Consider the following 17402-nt stretch of genomic DNA (forward strand, 5'->3'; position numbering starts at 1 on the left):
AAACGGAAAAAGAGGCAGGAGGAACTATATGCAGGTAAAAAAGAAAGTAATTTCAAGCTTAACAAAATGTTATTCGATTGCTCCGCTTCATTACCATAACAGAGATTATTTCCTTGTTGCGGCGGAAAAACAGGACCCCTGTTATCTGTTTGACATGGAGGGGAACAGGGTGGACACGATCTGGGAAAAGCCCGGCGGCGTCATGAGCATGGTGCAGATTCCAGGTTCAGACGGCGTATTTCTGGCGACGCATAAATTCTATTCTCCCAATGATTCCAAAGAAGCCAGAATCGTTGTGGTAAAACCGGATCAGGATGGGAAATGGCAGATTCACACGCTGGCTTGTCTGCCGCATGTCCACAGGTTTGATATTGTTACGAGAAATGACGTTCATTATCTGGTGGCCTGCACGCTGAAGTCCGGACATGAATATAAAAATGACTGGTCTATGCCTGGAAAGGTCTATGCCGCGGTACTGCCGGAGGATCTGGAGCAGTTTGACGAACAGAATCAGCTGAAGTTCACTGTGATTAAGGATGGGATGCTGAAAAACCATGGATATTATAAAGTCATGGAAAATGGGGTGGAAACCAGCCTCATTTCATCAGAAGAAGGCGTATTCCGGTTCACTCCTCCGGAAGAGGCGGGCGGCGCCTGGTACATAGAACATCTGGTGAAGGAGCCTGCCAGTGACGCGGTTTTAGTGGATTTGGATCAGGATGGTGAGAAGGAGCTGATCTGTATTTCGCCATTTCACGGCAACAAGATCTGTATTTATAAAAAACACAGAATGGAGACCGAAGCTTGTAGCTGTGAAGGCGATTCCGGAGAATATGAGCCTGTGTACTGTTATGAAAAAGCTGATTTCGCCCATGCGATCTACGGGGGCCGGCTGCTGGGCAGGCCGGCTGTCATCATCGGGCACAGAGAGGGTACAAGAGATCTTCTGGTGTTTACCTATGACGGATCGGCGAAGGATTACAGGGCAGAAGTGCTGGATCATGACTGCGGTCCTGCAAACGTTTATAAATTTGTGGAAAACGGAAAGGAAATTCTGATCTCCGCAAACCGTGAGGTGAACGAAGTTGCGATGTATACAGATTTTGCAGAGGATTTGACATGAGGACATATACTTTGCGGAACAGCGGGAGCTGTTCCCCTGCCCCGGAGGGGCATGAGTTGCGAGATACTCTGGAGTATACTTTGCGGAACAGCGGGAGCTGTTCCCCCGGCCGTCAGGGTATGAGTCAAGGGGCGCCCTGTGGGTATACGTTGGGGTTATATGAGAAAGCCATGCCGGCGGAATTGAACTGGAAAGAGAAGCTGACAGCTGCGGGCAGGGCAGGGTTTGATTTTGTGGAAATCAGCATTGATGAAACGGATGAAAAACTGAGACGTCTGGACATGAGCAGGGACGAACGGATGGAATTGGTAAGCCTCATGGCGGAAACAGGCGTGCCCATCCGAAGTATGTGCCTGTCCGGACACCGGAAATATCCGTTTGGAAGCAGAGATCCGGAGATCTGCAGGCGCAGCATGGAAATCATGGAAAAAGCTATATTGCTGGCAGATGATCTGGGAATCCGGATCATTCAGCTCGCCGGGTATGACGTCTACTACGAAGAATCAACAGACGAAACCCGCCTGCGGTTTGGCAAAAACCTGAAACTGGCTGTTGAGATGGCAGCGTGCCGTGGAATACTGATGGGCTTTGAGACAATGGAGACCGCCTTCATGGACACGGTAGAAAAAGCCATGAAATACGTAAATCAGATAAAATCCCCTTATCTACAGGTCTATCCAGACTGTGGAAATCTCACCAATGCAGCGGTTCTGTACGGAACGGATGTTCTGCAGGATCTGGAAACCGGCCGGGGGCATCTGGCAGCTATGCATCTGAAAGAAACCGTACCGGGAAAATACAGAGAAATCCCCTTCGGAACGGGACATGTAAACTTCGAGGCGGCCATCGGAAAAGCATGGGAACTGGGTGTGCGGCGGTTTGTGACAGAATTCTGGTATAAAGGAAGCGCTGATTGGAGAAAAGATCTGGAAGACGCGGAAAGCAGGATGAGGAATATCCTGGAGAAAATGTAACTCTTTGAATTGGTCGGTGAGGCGGAGGGGTGTGGATACCCGGACGAAAAGCAGCGGAGGTCCCCCGCTGCTTTTCGTCCGGGTATCCCAAACCCCACCCCCCACCGACCAATTGGAAGCAAATTATAATTGTTTAAGAGAGAAGACGAGTTTAGGAGGAGTGAGTCAAATGCTTGAGGAATTAAAAAGAAAAGTCTACGAAGCCAATATGGAGCTGCCCAGGTATGGGCTTGTGACCTTTACCTGGGGGAATGCCAGCGCGATTGACCGGGAGACGGGATTGTTTGTGATTAAGCCCAGTGGAGTGGAGTATGAGAAACTGCGGCCTGAGGATATGGTGGTCATGGATCTGAATATGAAGAAGGTGGAAGGGGATTTGAATCCCTCTTCTGATACGGCCACTCATTGTGAGCTGTATCGGGCATTTCCTTCTGTCGGGGGCGTGGTGCACACACATTCCTGCTGGGCTACCAGCTGGGCTCAGGCGGGGAGGGCGATTCCCTGTTATGGGACGACGCACGCCGACTATATTTATGGGGAAGTGCCGTGTCTGAGGAATCTTACGGAAGAAGAGCTAAAGGATTATGAAGCCAATACGGGAAAACTGATTGTGGAATATTTCCGTAAAGGGGATGTGGAAGCGGTACCCTGCGCCCTGTGTAAAAATCACGGCGCCTTTGCATGGGGAAAAGACGCGGCAGAGGCGGTGCATAATTCAGTTGTATTGGAAGAGGTGGCCCGTATGGCGGCACAGTGCGAGATGATTAATCCCCGCGTGGCTCCCGCGCCCCAGTGTCTTCAGGACAAGCATTACTTCCGGAAGCACGGGGCCAATGCCTATTATGGGCAGGTGAGTCACTGACGGAGAAGGTGAAATGTTTTATTCGGCAATATTTTCCTCTGAGAATTGCTGTTTGATTACTATTTTCCCTTCCATCCGGCGGTTTTCCTCCATCAGGGATTTACCGCCCAGGCAAGAGAAGTTTACCAGGAAGATAGATACCAGATAGAAAATGCCGGCCAGGGCCAGGGAAAGTGCGTATGAGCCTCTGGCGTCTGCGATAGAAGCATAGACGGTGTGTGAAAAAGCGCCGAAGAGGGCAAAACACATCATGACAATAGAGTTTATCTGGCCATAATCCTTTTTGCCAAAGATTTCACGCGCTACCTGAGGAGATATGACCATGGTCTGGCAGATCCCGATCCCGTACATGGCGCAGCCCAGATACATCAGAGGGGCCGTGCCGGCCGTGGCGAGCAGAAGCGCGCCGGCGCCGCCGACCGCACTGTAAAGTGTTGCGGACAGGCGTACCCCGATCTTGTCACAGAGGATTCCCAATGGAACGTTGGCTACAAGCTGCATCATCATGCAAATGCTGACCAGATAGGAACCGAATTCAGCTCCCATTCCCATGGTCACGGCATGATTGGGGAATTGCTGGCTGAAGCCTCCGGCAATTGATAAAAAGCCTGCCAGTAAAATGGAGGTATAGAAAATGGGCATGCGCAGCGCATCTTTCAGGGATGTGCCATAAGAAACGGGCACTGCCTTTTTCTTTTCCGCCTTATGAAGCTCAGAGGTATCCACGCCATAAGGAAGCAGCCCTTTTTTCTCCGGGCTGTTAACCAGAAGGAATATAGCGGTGGGCAGCATGAATACAAGGGCGAGCAGACCGTAAAAACGGTAAGTGGTCTGCCAGCCGAAGGCCGAAATCATCTTGGTGGCCAGCGGGGACAGAATGGACCCGGTAATTCCCGAAAAGGCGAATGCGATTCCAGAAGCAAGCCCTCTCTTTTTCTCAAACCAGTTGCTGATGAGTATCGAAATAGGGAGAGGGGCGATAAACGCCACAGAAATCCCCAGAGGTATAGCTACAATATACCAGTGATAAAGGTGTGTTCCGCCTGAGAGAATGAAAAAGCAGACAGCCATCAAAATGGTTGCTATGCTCAGCAATATTTTGATATTTTTGCGGGGAATCAGCTTTCCTGCCAGGTACATTCCGATAATCATGCCGAAGCCCTGGATGGTCATGTAGTAGGATACCTGTCCCTTTGTGACGCCGAGAGAGTCTGCGACAAAGGGCAGAAATACGCCTACGGAGTTCAGGCACATGCCAAAGCCGACAGACATCATAATACAGGTTCCGATGAGAATAATCCAACAATAGTGAAGTTTTGGTTTCTTATTCATTAAAAAAGTCCTTTCCCGGCTTCTATCTGATGTTGAGTATTTAATGAGGCAATCGCCGAATAAATGATACTGAAAAGTATAAGCGCTGCCGGCCGGGAAACCTACGTTCAAAAAAACCAAAAACAAATGAGAAAGTGTGAAGGAGCGATTCTTTTTTCGTCAAATGTGACGAAAGCCGAAACTGTGAGACGGGCGGTACATCCGGGCGGATGGAATAATTGCAGAAAAAAAGCGCAGAGGAGATTCATTGAGAATTTTTTCTGCGCTCGTTTTTCTGAAAAAAGTGATTACTGATACATTTTCATAGAGTATTCTATGATTTCCGTCTCAAAGATTTTATAGGTCTCCGCGTCGTTGCAGTTAATATTCAGAGCGACGCCGGCGCCTTTGTTGGCGTGTGCTCCGTAGGTGTCCACGATTTCCCGTGCATAGGCCTTTAGCTGCCCGGCGGTGACATCGCGGTCATTGATAAAGAAGGGGTTCGGCGCGTACTCAACAGTCACCCGGTCTCCATATGTGGAGATGATCTGTTTGATGTCATTGATAGTCTGAATTTCCAGGGCGTCAGGATTCAGCTCTTCAAGAATATAGGGAATGAAGCGGTCTATTTTTCCGCAGTTATGGAATTCGACCTTTACGCCGCGGCTGTGAATAGCCTCAAAAATGCGCCTAGTGGGCTCCAGGAGCAGGTCCTTCATGGTATCAATGGAGAAAAATGTATCTTTGGCGGTGCCCCAGTCATCGTTATAGATGACAAAATCGAAATCATAGATATCAGCCATCCGGTTAAAAATTTCTATTTTATAATCAGCCATTGCATTAAAGAAATCTTTGCACGCTTCCGGTTCTGTGATCAGGGCGACCAGGGCATTTTCAAATCCCATGAACATATGCATCCGTTCAAAAATCCCGTTGCCGTAAGGAGTGCACAGCACCTTGTCGGGATTTGCCTGAAAGCCAGGAGTTTTCTCCCATACATAATCGTCCATATCCGGCCATTTTACGAATGCCTTCCAGTCAGTGATGTCATCGAACATGACGCCATGGGGCGTAGGCGTCCCATATTTTTCGGAAAAAATATACTGGCATCCAAACCAGTCGTCAGTTGCCGACTTCATGCTTCTGGGCATATCCTGATTCGCCTTGCAGAAAGCAAATTGTGTGGTGCGGTACTGATTCGGCATCCAACAGGGTTTTTCATGGTTTAAAGCCTTCAGGAAATTTTCCCGCTCAGACACCGGGAGCGCTACATCCAGCTTTGGCGGAGCCACAGGTTTCACAGCGCATACTTCAATTTCAGATATTTTCATTATAATGCTCCTTTCAATAAACCTAACTGAGACCATATGGAAAGTCTCGACTATGATTAAAGTATAAAGGAACAGGGGGTGGAGAAGGTATGTACCAGGCATATAAAAAATGAAATACTGTCAGACAAAAAAAGAAACAGCTTTAGTATCTCAAATACAGAAATTATGAGTTTGCTTCCAGAGGTCGGGGAAGGAGCAGGGTTTTGGGTGTCCACCCCCCTCGCCACAAAACCATAATCGTTGACGCGAAATGGTTTTGCGTGATAGAATGAAAGGCAATTACAGGGGCAGTTGCGGAGAAGGAGGCTGTTATGCGACTTAGCATGTGGATGATTGCGAACCGGCTTCATGCGCTGGAACCGGAAGTTCACATTAAAAGTGAGGCGCCTATGGAGCTGCGGGGAGCCAGGAATGTGGTGGCGCCGGGGTGTGTGCATGTGTATGAACAGAATCATGATATTTACATAAGGTATGAGGATGATTTTATACGGCTGCATGATATAGGCTTTAATTATGTGTTTAACGTAGTTCAGGGTATTTTTGATTTTTATAATGACTGGACGGCTAAGATTCAGCAGGCCACCTATGATATGGACTTTCAGAAAATCATGGATGAATGCTGGTTTTTCTTCGGCAATCCTTTGATTTTGATGGATGGGAGCAACAGATGCCTGGCGATGTGCAGCCAGTATTCGGATGACGAGGTGGACCCTGAATGGGAGTATGTTTCCAGGAACCGTTACAGCTCCCTGGGGTTTATAAGGAAAATGCGCCGCTCCTATTCTGTGGTGGACATGTATTCTAAAAACAGGGTCCAGGTCCTGCATAAGGATAATGTTGAGGTATATTATGAGACGCTGACGACCGCAATCTATTATCAGGATTTTTACTGCGGAAGGCTGAATGTTCTGGGGAAGGAAAGGGACTTTAATAACGGGGATATTCAGGTGATCGAATATCTGCTCCAGATTATCACGCCGGCCCTTTATATGCTTCAGAACCAGGACACTCTGAACATGCGCAGGGGTGTGTTCCACGAGCTGATCCAGGGGAAAAAGGTGATGAGCTCCATGCTGAAGTCTCAGCTTGATTATCTGGACTGGAAGCCGGGGGATGTGTTTCAGGTCTGCGTGCTGAAGCTGTCCAGGGAATACCAGGATTCCGGAAGCTGTGCGTTGGTGAGCAACCAGATCCGCAGGAACTCGCTGAATATTTATATTATGCCGAATAAGGATGAGATCATCATTATTTATAATCTGCGGTATATGGATAAGAGCGCTGTGCTGGAGACGATCCGTGTGACGCTGCAGAAGGATATGGATTATCAGGCAGGGGTCAGCAGCCCGGCTGTCGGGCTGCAGCAGCTGAAAAGGTATTATCAACAGGCGGAAGCGGCAATTAACTATGGCAATCTGATGAAGCCTGGTAAGAAGGAATATTATTTTTATGATTATGCCCTTTATTATATGATTGAGAGCAGCGACCCGCAGAACCTGTACTGTGCGCTGCACCCGGATGTGCTGCATCTGGAGGAACTGGACAGGCGGAAGAATACCGGATGGCTGGAGCTGCTGAAGAATTATTTTGATAATGAGTGCTCACTGGTTAACACGGCAAAGGCAATGTATGTTCACAGAAACACTCTGGTATACCGGATCGGTAAGCTGACGGAGCTCATGCATTATGACTGGGACGATATCTATAACAGAGACTATATGAAGCAATCTATACTGATTCTCAATTTCTACCGTAAAAAGTACGGAGAGGATTTCGGACAGATGGATATTAAATAGGCATTTTTGGTGCCGGGATACAAAAAGTCCCCTTTTTAACGGAGGCGGACTGTTAAAATTTGTATCCCGGCGCCCTTTTTTTGTCCGGGACGAAACCATATAATTCCTTTTATACTCACGGAGTACCCTGTGATCCGTGTCTTTTAAGGGGTATTTTGTGCGATCAGTGTTAAAGGAGGTATTGTGGATGGGAGAATATGCATTTCGCCCGGAAATCGAACTGCAGGATATAGGAGAGTATAAGCCGGTGCCGAAAATGTACGGTATGCCGGGGAGAGCGGCCAGGAAATTTAATTCCCCGATTACACCGAAAGAGAATTTCCTGCGGATTGCCCGGAAGGAAAAACCGCTTTGGATTCCCAATGTATCCGCGGAATTCAACAGTATCCAACCGCAGGTGATGCCTGACGCCAGCGCCAGATGCCATGGGGGCACGGACTGGTTCGGCATTGAGTGGGAATATGAGCCCCGGTCTAACGCGGCTATGGTAAAACCCGGAACCAGAAGGCTGAGCGACATCACGAAGTGGAGAGAAGAGCTGGTCTGGCCGGATTTGAAGAAGATCGATTGGGCGAAAGATTATGAAGAAACCTACGCTCCTTTTATGGAACCGGACCGGGCGACCAATTTCGCCATTGTGAACGGCTGTTTTGAACGGCTGGGAGATCTGACCAGTTTTGCGGACTGCCTGATGTATCTGATTGAAGAGGAAGAAGAAGTTACCGCGCTGTTCAGCAGGTTTACCGATTTCCATATAGAGCTGATGGAGGTGGCCAGGAAGTATTATGGGGCGGATCTGATTACCTTCCATGATGATATGGGGACGCAGATCAGCACCTTTATGTCACCGTCTATGTTCGAGGATATCATGGTACCCCAGTACCGGCGGATGACCGATGCGGCTCACGAGATGGGCCTGTATGTGAATTATCATAGCTGCGGCTGTGTGGGTACGCTGATCCCGCATTACATAGAAGCCGGATTTGACTTCTGGGAGGGTCAGGACAACTGCAATGACAAAAAAGGCCTCATGGATAAATATGGGGCGCAGCTTGCCCAGCTGTCTGTCTACACCCCGAATCCCAACTGTACGGACGAAGAATATATCGCTCAGATTGTGAAGAATATCGAAGAGCTGGGCGCCGCCGGCCGCTATATGTGCTGGTATGTGCCTACTAAGCCGGACTGCAGGCTGGATGCGGCGGAAGCAATCTATGTGACCGGAAGAAAGATGATGTGCGGGGAGGAATAAAGTATGGGATTAACTCCGAAAGAAAACATGCTGAAGCTGCTGCGCCATGAGGTCCCGGAATATGTGCCGTACCAGCCGGAAGCATTTCAGATGATCCGCGCCAATGCACTTCATGAGAAGCCGCTTGGGTATGTGACCGGTTATGACTGGTTTGGCGTTCACTGGACCTGTGAAGGAGGTCTGGCCGTTCCTACAGCAGGAAGGAAGCCTGTCCTGGAGGATGTGACAGAATGGAGGGAAAAGGTAATTTTTCCGGATCTGGACCACTGGGACTGGGAGAAATATGCGGCGGAGGATTGTAAAGACAGAGATCCCTCGAAACTGACCTTCATCATCATGCCGACAGGGCCTTTCGAGCGGCTGCACGCACTGATGGGATTTGAAAATGCGCTGTGCGCCCTGCTGACTGATCCGGAGGAATGCGGGGAATTCTTTTCCGCAGTCGTGGATTTTAAAATCAGGCAGATGTACTATCTGAAAAAATACTACCATGTGGATATCGTTCATTTCCATGACGACTGGGGTCAGCAGAGAGACCTGTTCTTTGCCCCTGATATCTGGAGAACTCTGATCAGGCCGCACATCAAGCGGGCTGTGAATGCGGCGCATGAGCTGGGAATCTATTTCATCATGCATTCCTGCGGGAAGATTGACAGGATTGCCGGGGAGATTGCCGGATTGGAAGTGGACGTGATGGACCCCGCCCAGCCCGTCAATGATCTGGCGCGCTGGAAGAGAGAATTCGGAGATAAAGTGGCCTTCATGGGAGGGATCGACGCCCAGAATATCGTGGATAATGAATCGGTGCCTGAGGAGGAGGTCCGCGCGGAGGTGCGCAGGAAGATCAATCTGCTGGCTCCCGGCGGCGGATACATACCATTTGCAGTATCCATGTCACCGCGTAATGCCATTGTGCTGGACGAGATAAAAAAATACGGGGCGGAATTCTACAAGAAGAATTAAATACTATCAAACAATATGTGAGGAGGGTTTGCTATGAGCGAACAAACAAAACCGAAATATGGAGTAATGGTACAGGTGACATCCCTTGTCGTGGCGCTCCTGATGTACACGACCAGTATGACAACGCCTGCCCTTTCTGCGATTGCGGGAGCTTTTCCGGATGCATCGGCAGAGACAATTAAACTGATTTCTTCCATACCGTCCCTGATGCTGTGTATTTTCTCACTGGTATCAGGCTGGATGACCACAAAGCTGTCCATTAAGAAATGTGTGCTGATTGCCAGCGGGCTGATTTTCGTAGGCATTCTGCCATCTTTCTTCGGAGGAATTGAATTTATTATCTTTACGCGTGTGATTTTTGGAGCCGGCTACGGGCTGATTTTCCCGCTGGCGTCGGCCGTTGTTACTGATCTGTTTGAGGGAGCCAAGAAGGACACCATGATGGGCTGGAAGAGTGCGATCGGCGCTCTGGCCGGCGTTGTGTTCCAGACGCTGGGCGGTATCCTCACGGCTTATAGCTGGAGATATGCGTTCCTCGGCTTTCTGCTGGTAATCCCGATTGTAATCATGGTCTTGATTTTCCTGCCCGATACAGGCGTACAGGCGAAGGCCGGAGGCAAGGCGGACGGAAAGTTCACCAAGGGGCTGGCGATCTGTGCAATTGTTGGATTTCTTCTGAATACTGTACAGTTTTCATTCATGCAGGATATGTCCTTTGTAGTGACGGGAGAGAATTTCGGCGCTGCTCTGGATGCGGCCAATGTGCTGAGCACTTTTACTGCTTTTTCCTTTATTGCCGGTTTGATCTATGTACTGTTTGCAAAACTGTTTAAGAGATTTACGCCGGTTGTGGCGATCCTCCTGGTAGGAATCGCATTTGCAGTTGCGGTAGCTGCTCCGTCTCTGCCGGTTCTGTTTGTGGCGGCGGCTATTTTTGGACTGGGCTTTGGTTTTACGAACCCGGCGCTTACGCTGAAGGCAGCGTCTTCTGTGACGAATCCTTCCAAGACTCCGATGGCGATTTCCATTTACGTGTGCGCCACAGGCGTTGGACAATTCCTGTCCGCCTATGTGCTGAAATTTATCACCAATACGCTGAATCTGACTGCTATCCGCGCCGACTGGCAGGTAGCCAGCATCGCGATCATAATCGGATGTGTGATCGGATTTGTGGCGCTGGCAGTAACGGGTAAGAAGAAAGCATAAGACTTTGCGGCGCAGACTGCGCTGTGGGAGGTAAGAGAATGATAACTGCAAGAGAGAACATATTGAAAGCTTACCGCCATGAGAAGACGGAATGGGTGCCCTCCCAGGTATTGGATCAGAATACTTGTCTGCCAACCTGTGTGCCGGAGGGGCCGGCAGGATATGGGACAACGATCGATGCCTTTGGTGTATCCTGGACCTTTGAACAGGGAATGCCGGGGCCCATGGTGACTGTGGGAACGAAGCTCCTGGAAGATATCGGCCGGTGGCGGGACGTGGTGAAATTTCCAGATCCGGCTTCCTATGACTGGGAAGGCGGAGCGTCCAGGGATACGGCCGCCTGGGACAGAGAACATAAGATACAGAGCGTAATCGTGGTGGACGGCCTGTTTGAACAGCTGCATGCGATGACGGGGATTGAAGACGCCCTGTGCTATCTGCTCACTGATCCGGAAGAAACGTATGAGCTTCTGGGAGCCATAGCGGATTACCGGATTCGGGAAATGGAGCTGATCGCCCGTTATTATAAGCCTGATAAAATTCAGATGCATGACGATTACGGTACAAATAACCGGATGTTTATGGCGCTGGATACCTGGAGAGAGCTGATTAAGCCCCATCTGAAGCGGATCATTGACGCAGTCCACGGGCTGGGAATGATCTATGAGCATCATTCCTGCGGCTATGTGGCGCCTATGATTGAAGATTTCATAGAACTGGGAATCGACGGTCTGAATCCGCTGCAGCTGACCAATGATCCTTATGAGTTGAAGAATCAATACGGTGACCGGCTGTGCTTTGTGGGAGGATTTGACAACCAGGGCGTTCTGGACCGCCAGGGGGCTACCTATCAGGAGCGATATGAGGAAATCATGTACCGTATCAAGCTGATGGCACCGGGAGGCGGCTGGGTAGCCCATCCGACGATGGTCGATCCCACCATCAGTGAACCGCTGATCGATGCTCTGTATGAATACAATGCTCCCCTGTGGGAAAAAGCGGGATATACTCCGCCTCCGAAGCCTGCAGCGCCTAAGAAAACTGCTTATGCCCAGGCGGATTCGGAAAAGAAAGGATAGGCAGCATTAGCTGCTAATAGAGATTTTAGAGAGCTTCCGGTTAAAACCCTCTTTTAGCCGGAGGCTCTCTTTGATGAAACTTCATAGTTTATTCCAGTGAATCTTCTGACGATTGAAAATAAATCACTCATATGATAGAATTGAACGTGTATTATAAAGAGAAAACAGTATAGTCAGGTGTCGATGCATGAAGCGGTGTACAGAAACACGCGGGAAGGAAATGAAGGAGACGTTTTATGAAATTAAATTTATGGATTGTGGCTAATTGTTTACACGCGCTGGAACCGGTTATTTCCGTCCCCCGGGATGCGCCGGCAGTTTTGATTGGCGCCAGGACAATTTACGTTCCCCGGTGTGCCTACGTATATCAGAAGAAATCGGACGTGTTCGTAGATGCCGGAAAAGAAGGAGGGTATTTGATCTTTGAGAATATGAATTTCAGAGAGGTCCTGGAAATGGTACAGTTTACGTTCGACTTCTATAGTGGCTGGGAAGATAAGCTCAGCGAAGCGGCGGAGAAGATGGACTATAAGCAGATCATAGATCAGAGCTGGTCGGTCTTTAAAAATCCGATGATGCTTTTGGACGCGGGCAATAACCTGATGGCGATGAGTGCGCAGTACCGGGATGATGAGGTCAATGAGGACTGGAAATATATGGCCCGCCATAAGCGCAGTTCCCTGGAGGTCCAGCAGTTTTTAATTGAAAATGGTGCGCCATACGATTATTATATGAATGACAAGTCCAGGATTTTTCATTTGAAAACTCCCTGGATTAATGGAAAAGAGCTGTCCGTTGCGATTTTTTACCAGTATGTGCAGTACGGGCGGCTGAACATAGTGGAGAAGGACCGGGAGCTGAATCCCGGGGATTTACTGATGGCGGATCATCTCGTCGGCTATCTGGCAGAAATTCTGGGGAGGACCAGCAACCAGAATCAGCTGAGCGACAGCTTTGCTTCCGTGTACATGAAGCTGCTCACTAAGGAAAGGGTGAGCGGGGAGGAGCTGGAGTATTGGAAGAAAACTTCAGGATGGCTGCGGAAAAAAAAGTATCGCGTTGTCGTTTGCCAGAACGACGCCAAAGCAGTTGACAGGAACCGGCGCCGTAGTGTGGAGAACTTGATCCGGAGCTGTTTTGGGGACAATGGGGGTATCGTTCTGATAAAGGATAAAATTTCTTTTTTGCTGATTGACCAGAGCGAGAAGGAGGTTGCGGATAAATGGAAACGTCTGTTGGATTTTTCGGAACGGTTTCATCTGAAAGTCGGCGTCAGCCTTGTGGTTCGTGATATCAGCAGGCTGTATTGTTACTACGACCAGGGTGTAAAAGCTCTGGAATGGGGGAAAACAAAGGGTAGAACGGATGTTCGGGGGGGGGGGGGGTAAAGCGACCCCCTTACCGAATCTTTATCATTTTTATAATTATGCGGTGGATTATATACTCAGCGTCCGGGATATGGAACTGGCCCGGTATGCCTGCCAGGTGGATATCAATAATCTGTGGGAAGAAGGAAAGCCGGACGGGGGCGAACGTGTCGAGACGCTGAGGGCGTATCTGAGTAATGAGCGTTCTTTGGTGAAAGCGGCGAACGAGCTTTTCATCCACAGGAATACGCTGGTATACCGGGTTAATAAAATTCTGGAAACTTTGCTGTGCGACCTGGATGATTCCTATACCAGGGAATACATGCAGCTGTCTATCCGGGTGCTGCGGTTGTACTATATGATAAATAATAAATAAAGGATGTTTCTGCCACGATAACAGGCGGATGGTTTGTGATAATTGCACAAACCATCCGCCTATTATTGTAAATAAACATACAAAATGCAGAATCCATTCGTATGAAGAGTACAAAAAATTAAATAATAATTGTAAAAATCATGTATTTCCAGGACGTAGTAAGACAAAATGCTGAATGTTATAATTCTGATAAATGATACAGATCAGGCAGAGAATTCATAATTTAGATGTGTTTTGGAGGAGGTAAGATGGAAAAGTATTTGGAATTTAAAAATGTTAAGAAATCTTTTCCTGGCGTTATGGCGTTAAAAGGCGTAAGTTTCCGGGCTGACGCAGGGCGCGTGATGGCGCTGCTGGGGGAAAACGGCGCCGGAAAATCCACACTGCTTAAGGTTATGTCCGGCGATCTGCAGCCGGAAGAAGGGGAAATAATTATTTCCGGTGAGAGTAAGAAATTTGCTTCGCCGCGTGATGCCATAGATACGGGTATCAGCGTAATTTATCAGGAACGTCAGAGTGTGCCGGAGCTGAGCGTGATGGAAAATGTATTTTCAGGTGACTTGCCTCTGACAAAACTCGGATTTATAGACAAGAAAAAAATGCGTGAAGAAACGCAGAAGATCATTGATAAATTCGATCTGCCCATACATCCTTCGGATAAAGTAGGAATGCTTTCAGTTGCTCATCAGCAGATGGTTGAAATCATGAAGTCCTATCGCAGGAATTCTGAAATTATTGCTTTTGATGAACCGACCTCCAGTCTGGCAGACCATGAAGTAGTCAAGCTGTTTGAGCTCATTAGAGAACTGAAAAAAGAAGGTAAGATTATTTTATACGTATCTCACCGCATGGCGGAAATCTTTGAGATCTGCGATGACATTGTAGTGTTCAAGGATGGAGCCCATGTAAAGGACTTCGACGCACATTCAGTAAAAGAAGATGAACTGATCAGCGCCATGGTTGGCCGGGACATCGGAGATGTCTTCTCAACATTGTCCAGAAACACCAAATTTGGGGATGTTTTACTGGAAGCGAAGGGAATGGGATCGTCCAAGATACATAATATCAGCTTTCAGCTGCGTGCAGGCGAGGTAATCGGGTTTGCCGGATTGGTAGGAGCCGGAAGAACGGAAACCGTACGCGCCCTGTTTGGCGCGGATAAGCTCACGGAAGGTGAGATTTATCTGGAAGGGAAAAAAGTGATCTTTAAATCTCCGGCGGATGCCATCAGGGAAGGCATTGCTTTCTGCCCTGAGGACAGAAAAGCGCAGGGCCTCATCCTGCACAGCACCGTGCGTGAGAATATCAGTGTGCCGGTTTTGAAGAAAATACGCGGAGGTTCTGTTTTCCTGAACAGAGCGGAAGAGAAAAAGCTGGCGGATACGGCTGTGGAAAAATACAGCATTAAGACGCCTACCATAGAGAAGAAATGTGTGGAGCTTTCTGGCGGCAATCAGCAGAAAGTGATCCTGGGGCGCTGGACCAGTGAGAAGATGCCGGTTAAGGTTTTGATTCTGGACGAACCCACAAAAGGCATCGACGTGGGAACCAAGGCAGAGATTTATCAGACTATCTGTAACTTCGCAAAGGAAGGAATTGGAATTATTTTTATTTCCAGCGAGCTGCCGGAGGTACTGGGTATTTCGGACCGTCTGTATGTTATGCGCGAAGGACACATAACCGGATGCCTGGACAGGAACGAGGCGACTGAGGAAAGTATACTTACGCTGGCAATGAGCGATACAGATAATCAGAATGGCGGTGAGGGGAAATGAAAAAACGAATTAGTACAAAAATGCTGGTGCTGCTGTGCCTGTTAATTGGCGAAATTGTGATTTTCGGGATCATTTCCGGCGGCAAGCTTCTGTCAGTCAACAATATCAGAAATATTTTGGAATCAACCACGACGGTTTCTCTTCTGGCAATCGGTTCAGCCCTGCTGATGATTTCCGGTGAAATTGACCTTTCTCTGGGGGCTGTCGGGACGCTGGGCGCCCTGGTTGTGGCGTATTGCATGCAGGCGGGGCTGCCCTGGCTGCCCGCCCTGTTAATCGGCGTCCTGATTGGCGTGGTATGCGGAGCCTGCACAGCGGCGCTGGTGAATTTTTTAAATATTCCGTCATTTGTGGCGACACTGGCAATGGCTTCCATTGCCCAGGGCTTTGGCTCCATGGTATGCGGCGGGTCCCAGATTAGCGTTAAGAATAAAGTCATCAGAACGCTGGGCAGCGGCAAACTGTTTGACTATTTACCGTATGCGCTGATTATTTCCCTTGTGCTGCTGTTAGTTTACGGCATCATGCTCAAGAAGACAGCCTTCGGAAGAAGTATTTACATGGTGGGCGGCAACAGAGAAGCTTCCAGGCTCTGCGGCCTGAATCCGAAACGGGTTTCTTTTACGCTGTTTATCAATGCCGCTATCCTGGCTACGCTGGTGGCCGGCAAACTGAAGATTGCGAACCCCCGGCTGACAACGCTGTGCCAGTTTGACGGCCTGACCGCAGCGATCCTGGGCGGTGTGTCCTTGGGGGGCGGTACCGGCGGAATGGGCGGGACCCTGATAGGTATCCTGATTCTGAACTGCTTTGATAACGCAACGACGGTCGTTGGAATGAACTCCTACTGGCAGACAATCGCAAAAGGCCTGCTTCTGATTGTTGCTTTGTTCGTTGATTTCCTGATCTCTACCAGAGATCGGGATAAGGTTAAGTGACAGGAGAAGGGGGTAAATATAAAAATGAAAATACAAAACAATCGGTTAAAAAACCTGCTTAGAAATAATACGTTTATCATGCTGCTGGTAGCAATAGCAGTCATTGTGTTCTTCTTCTTCATCAACAAGAATTACCTTTCGCTTGCGAATATCCAGACGGTGCTGCTGACCATATCCTTTGACGGCTTGCTGACGCTGGGCGCCGCGCTGGTATTGATCGGCGGCAACGTGGACCTTTCTACAGGAGCGGTCGCCTGCTTCTCCGGATGCCTGTTCGGACTTGCCTGCAACGCGGGAATCCCCTGGGGTATTGCGCTTGCGCTGGGCATCCTGGTTGGACTGATCCTTGGCCTGATTAATGCGCTGCTGATCAATGAACTGAAGTTCATGAGCTTCATCTCCACTCTGGCAGTAGCGCAGGTATACAGAGGTTTCGTAGATTATTGGCTGACAGGAAGAAATATTCAGATCACCAACCCGGGAGTACGTGTGCTGGGCGCCACCATTGCCGGCATTCCGGTGGCATTTCTCATTTTTATAATCGTGCTGATTGTGTATGCGGTCATTCTGAATACGCGGAGAGTCGGCCGCTCCATCTATCTGATCGGCGGCAACGCGGAAGCAGCCCGTCTGAGCGGCGTCAATCCGAAAAAGATGTCATATTTCATTTATATTAATTCTGCATTTGTCTGCGCGCTGGCCGGAATCATCTGGACCTGCCGCATGCATACCATAGCTACCACGACAGGGACCGGAGGAGAGACAAACGCGCTGACGGCGGCCGTACTCGGCGGCGTATCCTTCATGGGCGGGGTAGGAGGCGCAGGCGCCTGTTTTGTAGGTGTTTTCCTGCTGGATTTCTTCAATTCCGGCCTGACGGCAGTGGGATTCCCGGCCTACTGGCAGATTGTCGCAAAGGGTGCTCTCCTGATCCTGGCTTTGACAATTGATTTCCTGGTTAACCGGAGTAAACAGAAGAAATTAAAAGGATGACCGGTTAATTGTGATTTGCAAGAGCTTTAACGGACTGCGTTTGAGACGGCTCGGAACAC

Annotated in this window: 15 protein-coding genes; 13 read left to right on the top strand and 2 right to left on the bottom strand. The window is 49.0% G+C overall.

The features are described from left to right. Positions 1 to 28 precede the first annotated feature (28 nt). The 3 genes from H9Q79_RS14860 to H9Q79_RS14870 all read left to right on the top strand — a co-directional run bounded on the left by H9Q79_RS14860 (position 29) and on the right by H9Q79_RS14870 (position 2959). On the top strand, positions 29 to 1123 hold the full coding sequence (locus tag H9Q79_RS14860; RefSeq protein WP_118648858.1) for a hypothetical protein: 1095 nt from the start codon (positions 29 to 31) through the stop codon (positions 1121 to 1123). A gap of 119 nt (positions 1124 to 1242) precedes the next feature. Next, complete coding sequence (locus H9Q79_RS14865) at positions 1243 to 2097, top strand: L-ribulose-5-phosphate 3-epimerase (protein ID WP_118648860.1); 855 nt, start codon at positions 1243 to 1245, stop codon at positions 2095 to 2097. Positions 2098 to 2266: 169 nt separating this feature from the next. Then, the gene (locus H9Q79_RS14870) at positions 2267 to 2959 is read left to right on the top strand and encodes an L-ribulose-5-phosphate 4-epimerase (RefSeq protein WP_249328638.1); all 693 of its coding nucleotides are present in this window, start codon (positions 2267 to 2269) and stop codon (positions 2957 to 2959) included. Positions 2960 to 2977: 18 nt separating this feature from the next. Here H9Q79_RS14870 and H9Q79_RS14875 read toward each other — a convergent pair whose 3' ends face one another. Together H9Q79_RS14875 and H9Q79_RS14880 are read right to left on the bottom strand one after the other, a co-directional pair. Beyond that, entirely contained in the window at positions 2978 to 4291 is a 1314-nt protein-coding gene (locus H9Q79_RS14875; protein ID WP_249328639.1) for an MFS transporter, read from the bottom strand. Positions 4292 to 4578: 287 nt separating this feature from the next. Further along, positions 4579 to 5601, bottom strand: a complete 1023-nt coding sequence (locus H9Q79_RS14880) for a uroporphyrinogen decarboxylase family protein (protein WP_249328640.1) — start codon at positions 5599 to 5601, stop codon at positions 4579 to 4581. Positions 5602 to 5912: 311 nt separating this feature from the next. Between H9Q79_RS14880 and H9Q79_RS14885 the strand changes: the two genes are divergently transcribed. From H9Q79_RS14885 to H9Q79_RS14930, 10 genes are all read left to right on the top strand, one after another. After that, positions 5913 to 7394 carry a PucR family transcriptional regulator gene (locus H9Q79_RS14885; protein WP_118648587.1) on the top strand — a complete coding sequence of 494 codons (1482 nt, stop codon included), beginning with the start codon at positions 5913 to 5915 and terminating at the stop codon, positions 7392 to 7394. A gap of 187 nt (positions 7395 to 7581) precedes the next feature. Continuing rightward, entirely contained in the window at positions 7582 to 8646 is a 1065-nt protein-coding gene (locus H9Q79_RS14890; RefSeq protein ID WP_118648585.1) for a uroporphyrinogen decarboxylase family protein, read from the top strand. Positions 8647 to 8649: 3 nt separating this feature from the next. Beyond that, the gene (locus H9Q79_RS14895) at positions 8650 to 9609 is read left to right on the top strand and encodes a uroporphyrinogen decarboxylase family protein (protein WP_249328641.1); all 960 of its coding nucleotides are present in this window, start codon (positions 8650 to 8652) and stop codon (positions 9607 to 9609) included. A gap of 33 nt (positions 9610 to 9642) precedes the next feature. Then, complete coding sequence (locus H9Q79_RS14900) at positions 9643 to 10815, top strand: MFS transporter (protein WP_249328642.1); 1173 nt, start codon at positions 9643 to 9645, stop codon at positions 10813 to 10815. Positions 10816 to 10853: 38 nt separating this feature from the next. Next, complete coding sequence (locus tag H9Q79_RS14905; RefSeq protein ID WP_118648581.1) at positions 10854 to 11894, top strand: uroporphyrinogen decarboxylase family protein; 1041 nt, start codon at positions 10854 to 10856, stop codon at positions 11892 to 11894. 236 nt (positions 11895 to 12130) lie between these two features. After that, complete coding sequence (locus tag H9Q79_RS14910) at positions 12131 to 13282, top strand: hypothetical protein (RefSeq protein WP_249328643.1); 1152 nt, start codon at positions 12131 to 12133, stop codon at positions 13280 to 13282. Beyond that, a complete protein-coding gene (locus H9Q79_RS14915) occupies positions 13260 to 13637 on the top strand; it encodes a PucR family transcriptional regulator (protein WP_249328644.1) in 378 nt (125 codons plus the stop codon). Before H9Q79_RS14910 ends, H9Q79_RS14915 begins: the two co-directional genes overlap by 23 nt. A gap of 248 nt (positions 13638 to 13885) precedes the next feature. Beyond that, positions 13886 to 15412 carry a sugar ABC transporter ATP-binding protein gene (locus tag H9Q79_RS14920; protein ID WP_249328645.1) on the top strand — a complete coding sequence of 509 codons (1527 nt, stop codon included), beginning with the start codon at positions 13886 to 13888 and terminating at the stop codon, positions 15410 to 15412. After that, the gene (locus H9Q79_RS14925; RefSeq protein ID WP_249328646.1) at positions 15409 to 16350 is read left to right on the top strand and encodes an ABC transporter permease; all 942 of its coding nucleotides are present in this window, start codon (positions 15409 to 15411) and stop codon (positions 16348 to 16350) included. Before H9Q79_RS14920 ends, H9Q79_RS14925 begins: the two co-directional genes overlap by 4 nt. Positions 16351 to 16374: 24 nt before the next feature. Beyond that, positions 16375 to 17343, top strand: a complete 969-nt coding sequence (locus H9Q79_RS14930; RefSeq protein ID WP_249328647.1) for an ABC transporter permease — start codon at positions 16375 to 16377, stop codon at positions 17341 to 17343. Positions 17344 to 17402: the final 59 nt, after the last annotated feature.

The organism is Wansuia hejianensis (genome assembly GCF_014337215.1).
Taxonomy (GTDB): Bacteria; Bacillota; Clostridia; order Lachnospirales; family Lachnospiraceae; genus Scatomonas; species Scatomonas hejianensis.